Source organism: [Mycobacterium] fortunisiensis (genome assembly GCF_019050325.1).
GTDB classification, from domain to species: domain Bacteria; phylum Actinomycetota; class Actinomycetes; order Mycobacteriales; family Mycobacteriaceae; genus Mycobacterium; species Mycobacterium fortunisiensis.
In genome coordinates this window covers 131,106-149,464 of record NZ_VOMB01000019.1, presented here as the reverse complement: position 1 = coordinate 149,464, position 18,359 = coordinate 131,106, and the positions used below count along the sequence as shown (strand labels likewise).

17 protein-coding genes are annotated in these 18,359 nt (G+C 67.8%); 11 read left to right on the top strand and 6 right to left on the bottom strand.

The genetic code is table 11. From position 1 onward, the window contains the following. Positions 1-8 precede the first annotated feature (8 nt). Both FR943_RS15880 and FR943_RS15875 read left to right on the top strand, forming a co-directional pair. The gene (locus FR943_RS15880; RefSeq protein WP_217158864.1) at positions 9-1,310 is read left to right on the top strand and encodes an acyltransferase family protein; all 1,302 of its coding nucleotides are present in this window, start codon (positions 9-11) and stop codon (positions 1,308-1,310) included. A gap of 85 nt (positions 1,311-1,395) precedes the next feature. Next, positions 1,396-2,793: an HNH endonuclease signature motif containing protein gene (locus tag FR943_RS15875; protein ID WP_217158862.1), complete on the top strand. Its 1,398-nt coding sequence runs from the start codon at positions 1,396-1,398 to the stop codon at positions 2,791-2,793. A gap of 26 nt (positions 2,794-2,819) precedes the next feature. Here the strand turns inward: FR943_RS15875 and FR943_RS15870 are convergent, their stop codons facing one another. After that, entirely contained in the window at positions 2,820-3,773 is a 954-nt protein-coding gene (locus tag FR943_RS15870) for a LysR family transcriptional regulator (RefSeq protein WP_217158860.1), read from the bottom strand. Positions 3,774-3,893: 120 nt separating this feature from the next. Here FR943_RS15870 and FR943_RS15865 point away from each other — a divergent pair, with 120 nt between their 5' ends. The 4 genes from FR943_RS15865 to FR943_RS15850 are packed head-to-tail and all read left to right on the top strand — an operon-like array spanning position 3,894 to position 7,766. Further along, on the top strand, positions 3,894-4,769 hold the full coding sequence (locus FR943_RS15865; protein ID WP_217158858.1) for an SDR family NAD(P)-dependent oxidoreductase: 876 nt from the start codon (positions 3,894-3,896) through the stop codon (positions 4,767-4,769). 1 nt (position 4,770) lies between these two features. Continuing rightward, entirely contained in the window at positions 4,771-5,901 is a 1,131-nt protein-coding gene (locus tag FR943_RS15860) for a sulfotransferase family protein (RefSeq protein WP_217158856.1), read from the top strand. Positions 5,902-5,914: 13 nt separating this feature from the next. After that, complete coding sequence (locus FR943_RS15855) at positions 5,915-6,982, top strand: DUF7064 domain-containing protein (RefSeq protein ID WP_246585057.1); 1,068 nt, start codon at positions 5,915-5,917, stop codon at positions 6,980-6,982. Between the two features lie 13 nt (positions 6,983-6,995). Beyond that, positions 6,996-7,766 (top strand): SDR family NAD(P)-dependent oxidoreductase, encoded by a 771-nt coding sequence (locus tag FR943_RS15850; RefSeq protein ID WP_217158854.1) that lies wholly within the window; start codon positions 6,996-6,998, stop codon positions 7,764-7,766. Positions 7,767-7,772: 6 nt separating this feature from the next. On the opposite strand, the gene aceA is transcribed toward FR943_RS15850, so the two are convergent. Next, positions 7,773-10,055, bottom strand: coding sequence for an isocitrate lyase/phosphoenolpyruvate mutase family protein (gene aceA, locus FR943_RS15845; RefSeq protein ID WP_217158852.1), 2,283 nt, complete (start codon positions 10,053-10,055; stop codon positions 7,773-7,775). Between the two features lie 121 nt (positions 10,056-10,176). Here aceA and FR943_RS15840 point away from each other — a divergent pair, with 121 nt between their 5' ends. Continuing rightward, positions 10,177-10,569, top strand: a complete 393-nt coding sequence (locus FR943_RS15840) for a DUF4267 domain-containing protein (RefSeq protein WP_217158850.1) — start codon at positions 10,177-10,179, stop codon at positions 10,567-10,569. On the opposite strand, the gene FR943_RS15835 is transcribed toward FR943_RS15840, so the two are convergent. Both FR943_RS15835 and FR943_RS15830 read right to left on the bottom strand, forming a co-directional pair. After that, positions 10,566-11,822, bottom strand: coding sequence for a spinster family MFS transporter (locus tag FR943_RS15835; protein WP_308170573.1), 1,257 nt, complete (start codon positions 11,820-11,822; stop codon positions 10,566-10,568). The two genes, FR943_RS15840 and FR943_RS15835, sit on opposite strands and share 4 nt — an antisense overlap. Beyond that, positions 11,815-12,666 (bottom strand): SDR family oxidoreductase, encoded by an 852-nt coding sequence (locus tag FR943_RS15830; RefSeq protein WP_217158940.1) that lies wholly within the window; start codon positions 12,664-12,666, stop codon positions 11,815-11,817. Before FR943_RS15830 ends, FR943_RS15835 begins: the two co-directional genes overlap by 8 nt. Positions 12,667-12,727: 61 nt before the next feature. On the opposite strand from FR943_RS15830, the gene FR943_RS15825 reads away from it, so the two are divergent. Continuing rightward, positions 12,728-13,528, top strand: coding sequence for an SDR family NAD(P)-dependent oxidoreductase (locus tag FR943_RS15825; RefSeq protein ID WP_217158848.1), 801 nt, complete (start codon positions 12,728-12,730; stop codon positions 13,526-13,528). Next, positions 13,525-14,025 carry a nuclear transport factor 2 family protein gene (locus FR943_RS15820; protein WP_308170572.1) on the top strand — a complete coding sequence of 167 codons (501 nt, stop codon included), beginning with the start codon at positions 13,525-13,527 and terminating at the stop codon, positions 14,023-14,025. Before FR943_RS15825 ends, FR943_RS15820 begins: the two co-directional genes overlap by 4 nt. Before the next feature lie 79 nt (positions 14,026-14,104). Here the strand turns inward: FR943_RS15820 and FR943_RS15815 are convergent, their stop codons facing one another. After that, positions 14,105-15,625 (bottom strand): AMP-binding protein, encoded by a 1,521-nt coding sequence (locus FR943_RS15815; RefSeq protein ID WP_217158846.1) that lies wholly within the window; start codon positions 15,623-15,625, stop codon positions 14,105-14,107. Then, on the bottom strand, positions 15,622-16,215 hold the full coding sequence (locus tag FR943_RS15810; RefSeq protein ID WP_217158844.1) for a TetR/AcrR family transcriptional regulator: 594 nt from the start codon (positions 16,213-16,215) through the stop codon (positions 15,622-15,624). The genes FR943_RS15815 and FR943_RS15810 overlap by 4 nt, the downstream gene beginning before the upstream one ends. A 119-nt stretch (positions 16,216-16,334) precedes the next feature. On the opposite strand from FR943_RS15810, the gene FR943_RS15805 reads away from it, so the two are divergent. Further along, positions 16,335-17,171, top strand: coding sequence for a mycofactocin-coupled SDR family oxidoreductase (locus tag FR943_RS15805; protein ID WP_217158842.1), 837 nt, complete (start codon positions 16,335-16,337; stop codon positions 17,169-17,171). Further along, entirely contained in the window at positions 17,168-18,352 is a 1,185-nt protein-coding gene (locus FR943_RS15800; RefSeq protein WP_217158840.1) for a cytochrome P450, read from the top strand. The genes FR943_RS15805 and FR943_RS15800 overlap by 4 nt, the downstream gene beginning before the upstream one ends. Positions 18,353-18,359: the final 7 nt, after the last annotated feature.

Here is an 18,359-nt window from a genome sequence, read left to right as displayed (position 1 = left end):
CTGAACTCATGTCAAGCCCCGATGTGGTGTCGTCAGCGGACGCCGTGGCGCGCAACACGAAACCCGACCGCGATCGCGCGGTGGACGTCGCACGCCTGGGCGCGCTGCTGGTGGTGATGTTCGGACACTGCGCGCTGCTGTTGGCCACCATCGATTCCGGCGGCGTCCGGGTCGGCAACATCCTCGGAGCGCTACCCGCCCTGGCCCCGATCACCTGGGTGCTGCAGGTGATGCCGCTGTTCTTCATGGCCGGTGGGGCGGCCGGGGCCTACAGCTGGCATACCGGCCGGCCGTGGGGCGCGTGGTTGTTGGCCCGTGCCCAGCGGCTGTGCCGGCCGGTGTTCTGGTATCTGGCGGTGTGGGCGGTGGTCCTGGTCGTGGTGCGCGAGACGATGGGTGCCGCATCTGCCACCGCGCTCGGGCGGGAGTGCGTGGCCCTGCTCTGGTTCCTGGGTGTCTACCTGGTGGTGCTGGCGTTTGTCCCGGCGCTGATGCGCCTGCGCAGCGGCCGTGCGCTGGGGGCGGTGGTCGCCGGCCTCATCGTGGTCTCCGGGGTGGTGGACGCCATCCGCTTCGCGGTGGGTACGCCCGAGGCGGGTACCGCCAACTTGGTCGTGGTGTGGCTCATTCCCATGGTGATCGGGGTGGCCTATGCCCGGCATCTGATTTGCGCCCGGCGCGCGTTGGTGATCGCGGTGATCGCGTTGGCGGCACAGGTAATCCTTGCTCTCACCGGTATGTACGACGTGTGCCTCGTCGTCACCGGAACCGAGCGGGTATCCAACGTGTCGCCACCGACGCTACTGCTGGCGCTGCACTGCACCTGGATGCCGTGCCTGTTCATCGCCGCGGCGAACCCGATCCGGCGGTGGGCATCCCGCCCGCGGGTCTGGTACGTGATCGCCACGGGCAACGGGGGAGCGATGACGCTGTACCTGTGGCACATCCCGGTGATCGCGGTCGCCGCGTTCACCCTGCATGCCTTCGGCTTGGACGCCTTCGATCCGCACGCTCCGGGCTTCTGGGCCCACTTGGCTTTGCGCGCAGCGGTTTTCGCTGTCCTCATGGCGGTGGTCTTCCGGCTGCTGTCACCGCTGGAGCACCGCGCGCTGCCGTGGTGGGATGATCGGGTTCAGGTCAGCGGCGCCCGGTCGGTGCTCACCGGCGCGCTGTTGTGTCTCGCCGGCGCCGCTTTGACGCTGATGGCCAAGAACGGACTCGAGGGTGTGCTGGGTTGGTCCGCACTCGCCGGTTTCGTCGTCGCCGCGGTGGCTGCGCGGGCCAGTGCCGGTCGGGTTGTCAAGACCTAATTCGCTTGTGCGGCACCTTCTGTGGATGAATCCCGGGTTGTGGATAACCAGTTGAGGTGGCGGTTGCCGGCGGTAGAATTCGAACATGATTTCGAACACCGTTTCCGATCGGGAGACGGTGCTGGCGGCCTACGACGAGTACGACGCGGTCTGCGCGAAGCTGGCCGCCCTGAATTATCAGGGGCTGAGCCTACCGGAGCTGCTGGACCTGCAGTCCCGTCGGGAGCGTCAAGCCCGGTGTGCGCCCACGGTGGATCATGCGGTACTGGCCGAAATCCAGACTCGAGTCACCCCGGCTGAGATCGGTGCGAAAAGCTGGGCCGACATGCTCGCCATTCGGTTGCGCATCAGCAACAAGGAGGCCAAACGACGCATCGCCGAAGCCGGCGAGTTGGGCCCCCGCACCACCGTCACCGGAGAGTGGTTGGCGCCGGTGTTGCCGGCGACGGCCGCCGCCCGGGCGGCGGGCGAGATCAATGGCGAACATGTCGCGATCATCCACAAGTTTTTTGCCAAACCACCTGTGCGCCTGGATGCCGAGACCCATGCCCAGATCGATGCCGATCTGGCCCGTATCGCCAGTGGCAACAGTCCAGAAATCTTGAAGCAGTGCGCTGGTCGGATTGCGTTCCTGCTCAACCAAGACGGTGACGAACCCGTCGATGACGAGCCCCAATGCAACGGTGAAATATTCATCGGCCCGCAAAAAGCCGACGGCACCAGTGAAATCCGTGGCCGGCTCACCCCTGAAGCCCGCGCCACTCTCGTCCCGATCCTGTCGCGCTATGGCGCCCCTGGCATGTGCAACCCCGCTGACGAACACCCGTGCACCACTGGTACCCCCAGCGCCGAGGCGATCGCATCTGATAGCCGCACTCCGGCCGAACGCAACCACGACGCCCTGGTCGCCATGGGCCGCAGTGTGTTGGCCTCAGGAGAACTGGGTGAACAGAACGGGCTACCGGTGTCCATCGTGGTGTCCACCACGCTGCGCGAGCTGGAATCCCGGACCGGCACCGGGCTGACCACCAGCGGCACCTATCTGCCGATCGGCGATGTCATCCGGCTGGGCGCACATGCCCACCACTACCTCGTGGTCTACGAGAATCACCGTCAGGTCCCGCTGTATCTGGGCCGCGCCAAGCGCGTCGCGACTCCCGGGCAGCGGATCGTGCTGCACAACCGCGACCGCGGTTGCACCCGGCCCGGCTGCACCTGCACCTCCGACCGTAGCCAGGTCCACCACGCCAAAGCCGATTTCAGCGCCGGTGGACGCACCGACATCACCGACCTCGCGTTGGCCTGCCCCAAGAGCAATCGCCTCGTCCACGCCAAGGGCTGGCGCACTCGCATCCGCGACGACGGCCGCGTCGAATGGATCCCACCACCGCTATTGGACACCGGACAGGATCGCACCAACCACTACTGGCACCCCGAAGACCTCTTCCGCCCAGCCGACAAAGACAGGGAAGACGATCCCTAGGTGTGGGTTTAGGGTTCAACCCGCGATCACCCGTGCAGCGGGTTCCAGGGCTGGGTGGCGATCAGCTCTGCGTTCCAGATGCCGGTTCTGACCAACGCGGCGACTTTCTCTCGGATGGTGTCACCGATCTTCACGCTGAGTTCGCGCGGCAGGTCGAGCTGGCCTGTCGCGGCGACCCCGAGCCGCTGGGTGAGGTCCGGTTGCGCGATCGGCGCGAAACGTAAACGCCCGACGTCGATTTCGCGACGGCAAGCCGAAAGTGGAAGTACTCCGTAGCCGATGCCCGCTTCGATCAGGTTCTTCATCACCGCAACAGAGTCGGTTGTCGTCCGGTGGCTGAACGTGACCTTGGCGCGCAGCGCCGCGTTCTGCAGGGAGATGCCGATGCCCGACGGCGAGCGCGGCACCACGAGGGGGAGCCCGACGACATCGCCGAAGTCCATGGCGTGGGACGCATCGAGATCCGTGTCGGGACCGCCGATTACGAACAGGTCTTCGGTCAACAACTCGCGGTAGAAGACCCGTTCATCGGGCACGGGATTGATGAGTGCGACGTCGACCGCGCCCTTGAGCATCGCTTCCACCAGTTCGTCGGTGCTGCCGACGGTCACCGAGAACGTCGCCTCGCGAAAGACCGTGGTGAGGCCGACGAGCAGGGGCGCGGCGAGCAGATCGACGGTGGTCTCGGGCAACCCGAGTCGCAGGGTGCGGTCGAGGCGGGCCAGCGGCGTCCCGGCGTACTGCACGGCCAGCTCGAGCTGGCGCAACGGCCCGGCGGTCGAGGCCCGCAGGCGTTCGCCGGCCTCGGTGAGCTCGACGCCGCGCCGGGTGCGGGTGAACAACGCGACGCCCAGGTCCTCCTCGAGCAGCTGCAGTTGCCGGCTCAGCGCCGGTTGCGCGATGCCCAGCACACCGGCCGCGCGGGTGATCGACCGCTCCTCGGCGATGCGCAGGAAGTATTTGAGCCGGTGGGTGTCCATCGCTTCGAGGTATACCAGCCATCGAATAACGGCATGACTGGATCCCGAAATCGGTATTACCTCACCGGTCGCGGCGGACCATAGCGTCTCCATCGAAGCCATGGCGAGAGGAGACACCCCATGACAGTTCACGACGATGCCGAGGCCATCGCGGCCCTGAACCTCGACAGCCTGCCGCGGCACATCATCGACAAACGGGTCACCGAGTTGATGAATCTGTCCGGCAAAAAGGCATTCGTGACCGGTGCCGGCGGAGACGGCCTGGGCCAGGCCATCGCCAACCGACTGGCCGGGCTGGGCGCCGATGTGGCGCTGATCGGGCGCACGTTCGAGAAGGTCGAACGCCGCGCCACCGAGATCGAGAAACGTTGGGGTGTCAACGCGTATCCGGTGCAGGCCGACATGTCCGACTGGGACCAGGTGCACGAGGCGGTACGCACCGCGCACGATGAGCTGGGCGGGTTGGACATCATGGTCAACAACCCGGTCATGGTGGTCGGCGGTCCGTTCGAGAAACACACCAAGGCCGACATCGACCACACCGTGCTGGGCAGCCTGACCATGATGATGTACGGCGCTCATGCCGCGCTGGAATTCCTGCTGCCGCAAGGGGCGGGGAAGATCATCAACATCGGGTCGGTCGGCGGTCGTATCCAGCAGCGCGGACTCGTCGTGTACAACGCCTGCAAATCGGGCGTCGTCGGCTTCACTCGTAACCTCGCCCACGAGGTGGCGCCGCGGGGAGTGAATGTGCTCGGGGTGGCGCCGGGCATCATGATCAAACCGGAGATGATGGAATACCTGCTCGATCCCAAGACCCCGGCCCATTTCGCGGGCCGCGGAGCGATCTTGGAGGCGATCACCACCCAGGTTCAACTCGGCCGGGCTTCGCTGCCCGAGGAGGCAGCCAACATGGTGGCCTTCCTCGCCTCGGAGGCCGCCGACTATCTGTGCGGGCAGACTATCGACGTCGCCGGCGGGCAGTGGATGAACTGAGATGCCCACCGCCACCGATCTCAAGGCCGCTGCCGCCGAACAGACCGGCCTGTCCGACTTCGGCGAGGACTCCTTCGAGGAGGGCCTGGCCATTCTGCTGGAATCGCTGGAGTCCGAAGCCCAACTGAACGACCGCGGCCAGGCGTTCCTGTACCCCCGCATCACCGCATATCTGGCCCAACGGCTCCAGGTCGAAGACTGGTACCGGCGCCACCCGGAGATCGAGGACGTCGCCATCACCGCACCCGTCATCGGAATGGGCCTGCCGCGCACCGGATCCACAGCGTTGTCGATGCTGCTGGCCCAAGACCCTGACGTGCGCTACCTGCGCCGCTGGGAGTCCTCGCAACCGTGCCCGCCACCGTCGACGGTGCGCGGTGTCGATCCCCGTGTCCCGCCCGACAAAGGTGAGATGGTGGGCACCCGCCACCACGTGCCGACCGACACCCACGGCCCGATGGAATGCCACGAGCTGATGGCACTGGACTTCAAGTCCCACCTGTTCCAGTCCTTCGCCCAGATCCCCACATACTCCCGCTGGCTGGTGGAAAAGGCCGACCTGACAACGACATTGGCCTACCAGCGGCGGGTAATGAAACTGCTGCAATGGGGCGAGCCCAACCGGCCGTGGCGGCTCAAGTGTCCCTCGCACGTGCTGTGGCTGGATGCGGTGCACCAGGCATTCCCGGACGCCAGATACGTGATGACGCACCGCGACCCGACCGACGTCATCCTGTCGGTGGCCGACCTCTACGCCGACATCATCGGCACGTTCACCGACGCGATCGACCGCCCCTACATCGGCCGGCTCAACGTGGAGCACTGGTCGCTGGGCATGGACCGGGCCCTGCAGTTCCGGGCCGGAGCAGCCCAGGATCGCTTCTACGACATCGATTTCCGGGCCATGCAGGCCGATCCGATCGGCGAGGTCACCGGCCTGTACACCTGGCTGGAGCAGCCGGTGACCGACGAGTTCGCGCAGCGCATGGACAGTTGGTGGGCTCACGCCGCGGCCGAACGCGAAGCCCCCTCACCCGCCGACCCTGCCCTCTTCGACATCGATCCAGATCAGGTCCGGCCCCGGTTTGCCCGTTACACCGAGCACGCCACCCGTTGGACCACCCACGCATAGAACAGGAGCCCCCATGGCGATCGACCTCACCGGTGGCATCGACCCGTCCCGCGAATTCGTGTTCGCGCAGCGTCCGGACAACCCCGAGATGCGGGACTCGGTGAGCTTCTGGACCGTCGACGACCGCGGCCAGATCGGACTGCCCCGCATCGGCATCGAAGCCGTCGCCGCGAACTGGGACAACCACGAGATGCAGATCAATCTCGCGTTCCCCGATGGTCGGGTGTACCGGCTGCGCGACGGCGCCCCGTCGCTGCCGCCCGAAGGACCCGACGGCAAGCCCACTGTGCTCGGTGCCGGCGGCCTGGCCTTCCGCTGCATCGAGCCGTTCGACACCTGGACCATGACCTACACCGGCAAGGCCGCTGCGACCTCGTCGGCCGATCTGGTGGCCGGCAATTCTGCGGGCCCACTCGTCGACGTGGCCTTCCACGTCGAGGCGAAGATGGCCGTCCCGCCCTGGATCCAGGGCGCGCTGCAGCAGCAGGCGGCAGACCGGATCAAGAACTCGGTGGAGGGCGACCTGATGGGTGGTCCGCGCTACGAACAACTGTTCCGCGCCCGCGGATCGGTGACGATCGACGGGGACACCCACGACTTCACCGGCAGCGGCCTGCGGATCCGCCGACAGGGGGTACGCAAACTGGGAAGTTTCTGGGGTCATGCCTGGCAATCGGCAATCTTCCTCAGCGGCAAGGCCTTTGGCTACATCGCCTACCCGCCGCGTGACGACGGGCAGCCCACCTTCAACGAGGGCTACCTGTTCACCGGCGACGGTGAGCTGATCCCGGCCCGCGCCGTAGCGGCCCCCTGGCTGACCAAACTACAGCCGCTCGGCGAGGACGTCTCGGTGGTGCTGGAAACCGCTGACGGCACCGTGCACATCGAAGGGGAGACGGTGTTCTCCACCCACGACATCCACCACAACGACAACACCTTCTCGGTGCGCGAGATGAAAAAGGAGAACCCGAATTTCCCGGCCCTGCAACAGGCCGGGGTGCGCTACCGGTGGGACGGCGAAGAGACTTTCGGCATGCTCGAGCGTTCCAACCCGATCGAGAAGATCGATCTCGGGGCCTGAGGGGAGAATCCACATGCTCGGCCTTGAGGGCAAGACGTTCATCGTCGCCGGGGGAGCGACGGGTATCGGCGCCGGCACCGCCAAACGGCTGGCCGCAGAGGGCGCATCGGTGGTGGTGGGCGACATCAACATGGCGGGTGCCAAGGCCACCGTCGAGGCCATCACCAGTGCCGGCGGTGCCGCGCTGGCCGTCGAGTTCGACCTGGCCGACGAGGAATCCGCCGCCCACCTCGTCGACGCCACACTCGCCGAGTTCGGTGCGGTGCACGGGCTGGACAACGTGGGCGCGGACCTGACGGAGGGCACCATCGGTCGCGACACCACGATCCTGGACACCCCGTTCGAGGTGTGGCACCGCACCCTCGACGTGAACCTGCTCGGCTTCGTACGTACTGTGCGCGCCGTGCTGCCGCATCTGCTCGAGGGCGGCGGAGGCAGCATCGTCAACACCTCCTCAGGCGGCTCGCTGGGCACCGACCCGATGCACGTCGCCTACAACGCGTCGAAGGCCGCGGTCAACCAGCTCACCCGCCATGTGGCGAACAACTACGGCGCCAAGGGGATTCGCTGCAACGCGGTGATGCCCGGCCTGGTGATGGGGGAGACCCAACAGCGGCAGAACGATCAACAGATCCAGCAGATGTTCCTGATGGCGGCCAAGGTCACCCGCCTGGGCAGGCCCGCGGACCTGGCCGCCGTCACGGCGTTCCTCCTCTCCGACGACGCCGAGTGGATCAACGGACAGACCTGGTACATCGGCGGCGCGTCGCACATGCGCCAGTGAAGCGGGCTAGTCCTCCTTGCGGATCAACCGGCCCAGCGCCTCGCGGTCGGGGGCCAGCAGTTCATCGATACGCGCCTGGTTCACATCGGCCACGATGATCTCACCGACCTCCTGGTACACATCGCTGAAGATGCCGTGCGCCTTCATCTTCTCGGTCTGATAGACGTTGTCCTCGGTCGGCGTCACGTAGTACACGATCTCCGGCTTGAACCGGTGGATCAGCCACACGTGGATCAGATCCATCAGGCGCTTCTTGCGCAGTTTCTCGGCGAAGGTGTTCTGGTCGCGCACCGTGAGGATGTTGCGTCCGTGCCGGTCCTTGATCGGGTCGACGACGACGTTGGCCAGGGGTTCCTCCCCGTCACCGTAGATGCCGAGATCGAGCACGTCGGAACCCGCACGGCGGGGCCGCAATTGCACCCGCAGCTTCTCACCGATCTGGTAGTAATCGCCCCACAGCGCCAGCCACTCCTCCAGCAGCTTCTTGGGCACCTCGGTCTGCACCAGATGCTGGTGTTGTGTGGAGCCCGCGCCCATCGCCTTGGTGGTGGCGGTGCGCCCCGACGAGGCGGCCAGGGCGGCGTCGCTGCGCGGCCCGCCGACCAGGGTTTGCGGTGTGCGGTAAGGGGATTCGACCAGGCGCATCTTGCGTTGCAGCCGGGCCAGTGCCAGCATGCCTTCCTGCTGCAGGGAGGTCGCGAACTCCTCGCAGGCCACGCCGTCGACCTGATGGCCGCCGTAGGTGATGAAGTTGAAGACGAAGCCCATCTTGCCGAGTTCCGCGGGGAAAGCCCGCATCTGGTCGTCGGTCATGCCGGTGGTGTCCCAGTTGAACGACGGCGACAGGTTGTAGGCCAGCATCTGGTCGGGAAACTCGGCGTGGATGGCGTCGGCGAACTGCTTGGCATCGGCCAGGTCGGCGGTCTTGGTCTCCATCCACAGGATGTCGGCGAACGGCGCGGCCGCCAGTGACTTGGCGATCGCGTAGGGGATACCGCCGCGGACCTGGTAGTAGCCCTCGGGCGTCTTGACCCGCTCGCAGTCCCAGGCCACGTCGGCGCCCAACTCGTGGGCCTTTTCCTGCGCGGTGTACAACGAGGCCCGCGCGGCGAACGCCCGCCAGTCAGCGGCACTCATCGGGGCCGGCTCACCCTCTCGCTCGCGGAACTCCAGCACTTCGGCCACCGCCTCGCCGTAGGTGTTGAGGCCGGCGTCGTTCTGCCAGGCCTCGACGAACGCCGACTCGACTTTGTCGAACAGGGCGTCCACCGAGTCGCCGGGCCGATGGGCCTTGACGGCGTCGGCGATCGCGCCCATGATGCCCTGCCGTTCCAGCCAGGCCTCGGCGGTCGCGTACTCGCCGTCCGGCAGCGCGTAGAGCAGGTGGCCGTTGAGCTCGGTGAGACCGGACTCGTAGAACCGCCGCATCATCGCCAAAAAACACGACTTGTAGGTGGGCACCGACAGGTTCGTCGCCCCCAGCAGGAACGGTTGATCGCGCTCGTCGGCGCGGCCGTCGATCAGGTTGGCCGCCTCGGCGTCGGTGCGCGCCACGATGATGCCCGGCACCCGCATGATGTCGAGCTGGAACCGGGCGGTGTTGAGCCGCTTGATCTGTTCGTCCGACGGCACCAGCACCTTGCCGCCCTGGTGGCCGCATTTCTTGGTGCCGGGGCGCTGATCCTCGATGTGGTAGCCGGGCACCCCGGACTCGACGAAGCGGCGGATCAGATTGCGCACGTGCGGATCGCCACCGTGTCCGGTGTCGGCGTCGGCGATGATGAACGGCCGGTAGTCGACCGGCGGGGTGGCGGCGCGTTGCTGATCGGTCATCCGGAGCCGCAGATACTGCTGGTTGCGATCCGCGGTGAGCAACGCGCGCACCAGCCCGGCGGCCTCCTCGGGCACCTGGCTCAACGGATAGCTGGCCAGGTCGGGCCCCGGGTCCTCACTGATCGACCCCTTGGCCGAGGTGGCCCAGCCACCCAGATAGATCCCTTCGATGCCCATTCGTTTCATCACCACCGCCTGCCCGGGCGAATACGGTCCGAATGTGGTGATGCTCTTCTTCTTGGCGAACAGCTCGCGAAGGTGCGGATAGAAGGCGGTGGCCGCCTCGCGGGCCACCGGGTAGTCGGATCCGATGGTGCCGCGCTGCTCGGCCACCTGACGCGCCGAATACAGCCGGGTGATGCCCTCGAACCGAGGACTGTCGAAGTAGGCCTGGGTGGCCTCGACATCTGCCTCGAACGACGAGTCGGTCTGTGCGTTGGCTTCGATGCTTGCCATGTCTGCGCTCCTGAACTCGGGTACCCGGCAATCATTGCTGGCGACCGGTGGGCACCGAAGCCGGTTGACGGTTTTCTCAGGACTGCCATACGAAGCGGTGCGGCGTCCTACGCTGCGGTCCATGTCGATTGACCGGGCCGCGCTGGCCGCCGGCGCCCTCCGATTTGCCTCCGGTGTCTCGTTTCTCGTCGATCCGAAGCGGGCCGACCGGCTGTGGGGCGGGCGGCAGCTGCCCGATGCCACCGCACAGCTGCTGTGGCGGTCGATGGGATACCGCGACGCGCTGATCGGCGGGCTGCTGCTGGTGGCCGGGTTGCGTGGCCGCGACACCCGCGGCTGGTTTTTGGCCTCCGGCGGCGCCGACGCCTCCGACCTGCTCGGCGGCCTTGCCGTGCACACCGATCCGCCGCGGTCGCAGCAGGTCATCGGTCTGGGCGGCGCCGTGGTCGGCATCGCGGTGGGGCTGTGGGGCGCGCTGCGGGGCCGGAAGCCGGATCACCCGGTTTCTACTTAGCCGATTTCTACGATGTCGGCCCGGTACCAGCGGGCGGCAACGAGGTAACAGCTCATCCCCAGCAGCTGCGCCGTCGGCACGAGGATCAGCAGCGCCCGGCCCAGCGCCGAGCTCCCGAGGTCCGCGGTGATCGCGTCACTGATCGCGCCGGTGACAAACGGCCCGATCGAGCCGAGGATGGCATTGAAGAACAAGAACAGTGCCGACGCGGTGGCGCGCTGCTCCGGCCGCACCAGCCGGTGGATGGCCGCGACCGAGGGCGCCAGGTAGGCGGTGCCGATGACGTAGCTGAGGGCCAGGAACCACACCGATGCCACGCGATTGTCGACGGTGAAGGCCAGCACCGACGCCGGCAGCAGGACCATGGTGGTCAGCACCACGATCCACAGCAGCCAGCGGGCGTCGCGCACCGCCAGCCGGTCGGCCAGCCGCCCCACGATCAGCAGTCCCAGCACCCCGCCCAGCGCGGTGGCCACGCCGTATTCGACGCCGACTTCGCCCAGCGACATCGAGTGGGTCCGCATCAGGAACGCCGGGGAGAACGTGCTCAGCGAGTACCCGGCGGCCCCGACCAACGCGGTGCCGCCGATGATCGCCAGGAAGCTGCGTTTGCGCAGCAGATCCCACCAGTTGGCGGCCGTCCCCGGCGTTTGGGCGGTGGGCGCCGGCAACGACTGACGAGATCCGACCAGCCACAGCACCAGCGGCGCGAATATCAGGCTCAGCGCGCCGAGCACCACGAATGTCGTTCGCCAGCCCAGGTTCTCGGCCAGCAGCCCGCCGCCGATCAGGCTGACGCCGCTGGCCAGCGGGATCGCGAACGTCAACACCGCCAGCGGCGCCGCCCGGCGGTGCGGTGCGAAGTTGCGGGCTACGTAGGCATGTGCGGCCGGCGTGCTGCCGGCCTCGCCCACCGCGACGCCCACCCTGGTCAGCGCGAGCTGCAATCCGGACTGCACCGCGCCCCCGAGCATCGTCATGGTGCCCCAGAGGGTCACGCACCCGGCGACCACCGCGCCGAACGCGCCCCGATCGGCCACCCGGGCCACCGCGACGCCGAGCACCGCGTACACGATCAGAAAGCCGAACCCGTTGATCACCCCGATCGCGGTGTCGGACAGCGCGAGGTCGACCTTGATGGGCTCGGCCAGCACTGCGGGCAGGAACCGGTCGACATAGTTGAGGATGCCGACCAGGGTCAGCAGCGCCACCGCGGCCCAGGCCCGCCGCGGGGTGTGCGCGGTGTTATCCACGCACGCCGCGCTTGAACCGCCACAGGTACTGCGGGAGCCGGCGCAGGGGCAGCGCCCGCGGCCAGTCCCGGGGGCGGAAGAAGGCGTCGGACCCGCCGTCGACGAAGACCACACTGCCGCAGAGGAAATCGGCCGAGTCCGACAGCATGAAGCAGATCCAGTCGGCCAGCTGGCCGGCATCGCCGTAGCCGCCGACCGGTACCGGGAAGGACCGGACCGCGCGCCCCTCGCGCGGTTCGGCGAGTTGCGCCTGCAGCAGCGGTGTCATGATCGCCCCCGGGGCCAGGGCATTGAGCCGAATCCCGGCACCTGCCCACGCCTCGGTGACCGCGGTGCTCCGCAGCCAGCGGGTGACCGCGGTCTTGGACGCCGCGTACATGAGGGCCGATCCGTTTCGGCCGAGCAGGCGCAGCGAGCGCACGGCCTTCTCGGTGTCGCGGGCCATGATCGCGCGCACCGTGCGGGCCGGGATGATCGGCACCGTCGTCGTCGAGTTACTGGAGATCACAACGACTTTTGCGCGATCGGCGGCGGCCAGTGCCGGCCGCCAGGCCTGCAGCAGATCCACCACACCGGAGAAGTTCACTTCGGCGATCAACCGGTTGCGGTCCGCGCCCGGCCCCGGGCCCAGCCCGGCAGCCAACACCGCCCCGTCGAGCACACCGCCGCAGGCCGCCAGCACGCCATCGGCCGCGGCCCGCCGGCCCGCCGCGGTGGACAGATCGGCCACCACGTCACCTTCGCTGAGGTCCACCCCGATGACGGTGTGCCCGCGTTCGCGCAGCCGTCGCGCGGTCTGCAGCCCCATCCCGGATGCCGACCCGGTAACCGCGTATGTGCCGATGATCGCCTCCCTTGCGGACCGACCAGGAGGCCGGTTGGCGGCCAAAGATAGCATCCGAGGGATGACCGACCTTGCCAGATACGGGCCGTGGGCCGTGATCGCCGGCGGCTCCGAGGGGGTGGGCGCCGAGTTCGCCCGCATGCTCGCCGAGGACGGGTTCAACCTGGTATTGCTGGCCCGCAAGCCCGGTCCCCTGGAAGCCACCGCACAGCGGTGCCGGGAGTGGGGTGTGCAGGTGCGCACGCTGGCGGTGGACCTGGTGGACGCCGGATCGACGGCGCAGATCGTGGCGGCGACAGCGGATCTGGAGGTCGGGCTCCTGATCTACAACGCCGGCGCGAACACCTGCAGTGAGCGGTTCCTGGACGCGCCGCTGGCCGACTTCGGAAAGGTCGTCGATCTCAACATCACCCGGATGATGGAACTGGTCCAGCACTTCGGCAGGCCGATGACCGCCCGAGGCCGGGGCGGCATCCTGCTGGTGGGATCCCTCGCCGGCTACGCCGGGTCGATGCGCCACACCGTTTACGGCGGGGTGAAGGCCTACGGCCGACTGTTTGCCGAGAGCCTGTGGCTGGAATTGCGGGAGTACCACGTTGACGTGCTGGAACTGGTGCTCGGGGTGACACGGACCCCGGCGATGCAGCGCGCCGGGCTGAACTTCGAGGCGCCGGGCATGCGGATCAACGACCCGGCCGAGGTGGCCCGCGAAGGCCTCGACCATCTCGCCGACGGCCCGGTATACATCGCCGGCGGCAACGCCGAGCGCGCCGAGCGGAACAGTGCCCCGGACCGGGCCCGGGTGGTACTCAAATCCGATGCGGCGATCCGCAACCTGATCGACCGGCGGGCATCGCAGTGAAATCCGAGGTGGCCGCCCTGGAAGCGCGGCTGCGCCGGCTCGAGGACGAACGTGACATCGCCCGGCTGATCGCGTCTTACGGGCCGCACGTGGATGCCGCCGACGCCGACGGCGCGGCCGCACTGTGGGCCACCGACGGTCGGTACGAGGTCGAGGGCTGGACGATGACCAGCCGGGCCGACGTCCATGCGATGGTCAGCTCGTCGTCCCACCGGGACCTGGTGGCCTCGGGCTGCAGTCATTTTCTCGGGCCGGCGGTCGTGACGGTCGACGGTGACACCGCGGTGGCACTGTGCGAATCGCTGGTGCTGGTGCGCCGGGAGACGCCGGACGGGTCGGCCGAATACGTGGTGTGGCGGGCCACGGCCAATCATTTCGAACTGGCCCGTATCGACGGGCGCTGGCAGATCACCCGGCGAAGCAGCCGGTTGCTCAACGGCGACCCGGCCGCACATCGATTGCTGACCGCCGGTGCCGCCGGGGAGCCGGCCGAGTGATTTTGGCGGAAACGCGGGAATGGGTGCGTACCGGGCGTATCGTCCGCTACCACGGGGCCATTCGAGGGGTGGGCCCCCGCTACGTGAGATTTTTGCGGTTCCCGATGTTTTCGGGCTTTTCGGCGCGGCCGTGCACCGCAGCGCGCGCGAAGGCGCGAACCCGGTCCTTGGCGACCTTGCCGTTGCCGGTCAACGGTAGGGATTCGGTGAACAGCACCACCCGTGGCCGTTTGAACGCCGCGAGCAGTCCACGCACGTGGTCGATCAGCTCATCGGCGCCCGGTCGGTGCCCCGGCGTCGGGACCACCACCGCGCACACCGCCTCGCCCCAGTAGTCGTCGGGCACCGCCACCACGGCCACCTGGTCGACGCCGGGGTGCCCGGACAACGCGTCCTCCACCTCGCGGGAGGACACGTTCTCGCCGCCGGTGACGATGATGTCCTTGAGCCGGTCGACGACGAACAACCGGCCGTCGGTGTCGATGCGGCCCATGTCGCCGGTGTGCAGCCAGCCGTCGGACCGGGATCCCGGCGCCACCTGGGCGCCGCGCACCAGGATCTCACCCACCTGCCCGGTCGGCGCCAAACCGCCGGAGGTGCCGGCGATGCCGATCTCGACGTCACGGTGCGGGCGGCCGGCACTGGTGAGCAACTCGGGTCGCCCGGCGGCTCCGGCCCGGTGGTCGCCGGGGCCGAGAAACGTGACGTTGCCACCGGTTTCGGTCATCCCGTAGCCCTGGTGGAAGTCGACTCCGAGGGTGTCTATCGCCCGGCGCAGCAGGTCCAGTGGCATGGCCGCCGATCCATAGGAGATTGCGTTCAGAGTGGGCAGCGCGGTCTGGCTGCGTTCCAGGTGGCCCAGCAGCGCATGCAGCATCGTCGGTGCCAGCGAACACGAGGTCACCCGGTGTTCGCGGACCAGTTGCGCGAACGCCTCCGGGCGGAACTGGGCGCAGAGCACGACCGTGGCCGCGACCGCGTGCTGCACCAGCATGTTGTAGCCGGCGATGTGGCACATCGGGAACGGCAAGGCATATACCCCGCCCGGTTGCACCGAGCGGCCCTCGACCGAGCCCCACACCGCGGCGAGGATCGAACGATGGCTGTGTACAACGGCTTTCGGTACCCCGGTGGACCCGCTGGTGAACAACAGCCAGGCCGGGTCGTCGGGTGTCGCGACATCGGGGCAGGGGAGTGCGGTTGTCGGTGCGGCACGCCACTGCGCGGATTCGAACGCCACCGTCGGTCCGGCGGTGCCGGGCAGCGCGGCCAGGTAGCGCTCGTCGCCGAGCACCAGGGCGGGGTCGGCGGTGGCCAACTGTGCGGCCTGCTCGGCCGGACGCAGTCGCTGGTTGATCAGGGTCAGCACCCGGCCGCTGCGCGGCACCCCGTAGTACAACTGGGCGTAGGCGGCACCGTTGTCGGCGATGACGGCCACCCGGTCGCCCGGGGCGGTGCGGGCGGCGAGCCAGCCTGCGACATTGCGGATCTCGGTGTCGAACTCGGCGAAGGTCGTGGTGGTCCCGGTGTCGGTCACCACCGCCTCGCGTTGCGGTGCAGCGGCGGCTGCCGCCGAGATCAACTCGTGCAGCAGGCTCATGCCCGTGCCCCCGGGGGCAGCTCGAACCGGTCCAGATAGCGCCGCACGAAATCCTGGGCCTGGGCATGCCCGCGGCTGATGCCCAGGCCCTGTTCGAGTACCAGGATGCGGGCCAGGCTGGCCACCAGCATCGACATCACCACCGGCGGGAACTCGTCGGTGTCGACCCCGTGGGCCTGCAGCGCGGCGGTCATCGCGGATTCCTCCAGATCGCGGAATCGGTCGGCGTATCCGGCGATTTCGCTGCGGATGGCCTTGCGGTGATTGGCCAGGGCCATGAACTCCATCCACAGCGCCGCGCCCTGGGCGTTGTTGAGGTCCCACAGCGCATGCAGCGGGGCGTCCTCGTCGAATGCCGTCTGCTGGGTGCTCAGGTTGGATTCCGCGCCGGCCTGCAGCACCGCCACGAACAGGTCGTCCATGCTGGGGAAGTAGTAGTGCACGAGCGCGGGTTTGACCCCGGCCCGCGCGGCCACCCGGCGGGATGTGGCCGCGGCATAACCTTCTTCGAGCATGACCTGGGCGGTGGCCCGGATCAACGCGCGTCGGGTCGTCGAGTCTCGGCCGGAAGAGGCCTTTTGGGTACTCATCGCACCCTTGACCATGCGCGCCGGCGGCTGCTAGACATGGCCTGAGTGTAGTTATTGGGCGATCGCCCAAAGTCGGCAGTGTGGTGACGGCGGGTCACCGAAGGTAATGAGGGTGGGCGATGACGGGACGCGTCGAGGGCAAGGTCGCACTGATCACCGGGGCAGCCCGCGGGCAGGGACGCAGCCACGCGGTACGACTGGCCGCCGAGGGGGCCGACATCATCGCGGTCGACATCTGTACCACCTTCGACCGTTCACCGGCGCGGGGGGCCACGGCCGAGGATCTGGCCGAAACCGCCGACCTGGTCAAGAACCTGGGCCGGCGCATCGTCACCGCCGAGGTCGACGTGCGTGATTTCGCCGCCCTCAAAACCGCGGTGGACAGCGGAGTCGAACAGCTCGGCCGGCTCGACATCATCGCCGCCAACGCGGGTATCGGCACCACCGGGGTGAAGCTGGACCGGATGGACGAGGACCTCTGGCAGGAGATGATCGACGTCAACCTCAGCGGTGTCTGGAAGACGGTGAAAGCCGGTGTGCCCCATATTCTCACCGGTGGCCGCGGTGGGTCGATCGTGCTGACCAGCTCGGTGGCCGGGACCAAGGCCTACCCGTTCACCGGGCATTACGTCGCGGCCAAACACGGTGTGGTCGGGCTGATGCGCAGCTTCGCCGTCGAACTGGGGCCGCATTCGATCCGGGTGAACTCCGTGCACCCCACGCACGTCAACAGCCCGATGCTGATGAACGAGAAGACCTACCGGATGTTCCGGCCCGACCTGGAGAACCCGGGCCGCGACGACCTGGCGCCGATCTGCCAGACCTTCCACATGCTGCCGATCCCGTGGGTGGAGCCCGAGGACATCAGCAACGCGGTCCTGTTCCTGGCATCCGACGAAGCCCGCTACATCACCGGGGTCACCCTTGCCGTCGACGCGGGCAGTTGCCTGAAATGAGCGTGTATTACGACCCGTACGACGTCGGCATCGTTGCCGATCCGTATCCGGTCTACGCCCGGTTGCGTGAGGAAGCCCCGCTCTACCACAACGAGCGCTACGACTTCTGGGCACTGTCGCGGCACGCCGACGTCGAAAAGGCACTGTCGGACTGGGAAACCTTCTCCAACAGCCGAAGTGACATCCTCGAACTGGTCAAATCGGACTTCGACATGCCGCCGGGCGTGATGATGTTCGAGGACCCGCCCATGCACACCCTGCTGCGCGGGTTGATGTCGCGGGTGTTCACGCCGCGGCGGATGGCCGAGATCGAGGACCAGATCCGGCAGTTCTGCGTGCGCTGCCTGGACCCGCTGGTCGGATCGGGCGGATTCGACATCATCGCCGAACTGGCGTCGATGATGCCGATGCGGGTGATCGGAATGCTGCTCGGGATACCGGAATCCGAGCAGATCGGGGTGCGTGACGCCAACGACGCCAACCTGCGCACCAAACCGGGCGCACCGATGAAGGTGGTGCAGGCCGACCGGATCGCCGACGGCCGGATCTATGCCGACTACGTCGAGTGGCGGGCCGACAATCCCTCCGACGACCTGATGACGGCCCTGCTCAACGTCGAGTTCACCGACGAGTTCGGGGTCACCCGCAAGCTGAACCGCAAAGAGGTGCTGCACTACACCCAGGTGGTGGCCGGCGCCGGCAACGAGACCACTGGCCGGCTCATCGGCTGGCTGGCGAAAGTGCTCGCCGAACATCCCGACCAGCGTCGTGACATCGAACGGGATCGGTCGCTGCTGACCCGCGCGGTCGATGAGACGCTGCGCTTCGAACCCACCGGACCCCATGTGGCCCGCTGGGTGGCACGCGATTTCGAGTACGACGGCACCACGGTGCCGGCCGGAAGCGCGATGCTGCTGCTGTTCGGGGCGGCCAACCGCGACCCCCGCCGCTACCGCGACCCCGACACCTTCGACATCCACCGCGACAATGGCAGCCACCTCACCTTCGGCAAGGGACTGCACTACTGCCTGGGCGCCAACCTGGCCCGGCTGGAGGGCCGGGTCGCCCTCGACGAACTGCTCAACCGCTTCCCGGAATGGGAGATCGACTACGACAGTGCGCAACTGGCGCCGACGTCGACGGTGCGCGGTTGGGAGAAGCTGCGCCTCGTCGTCGACTGAGCATGTC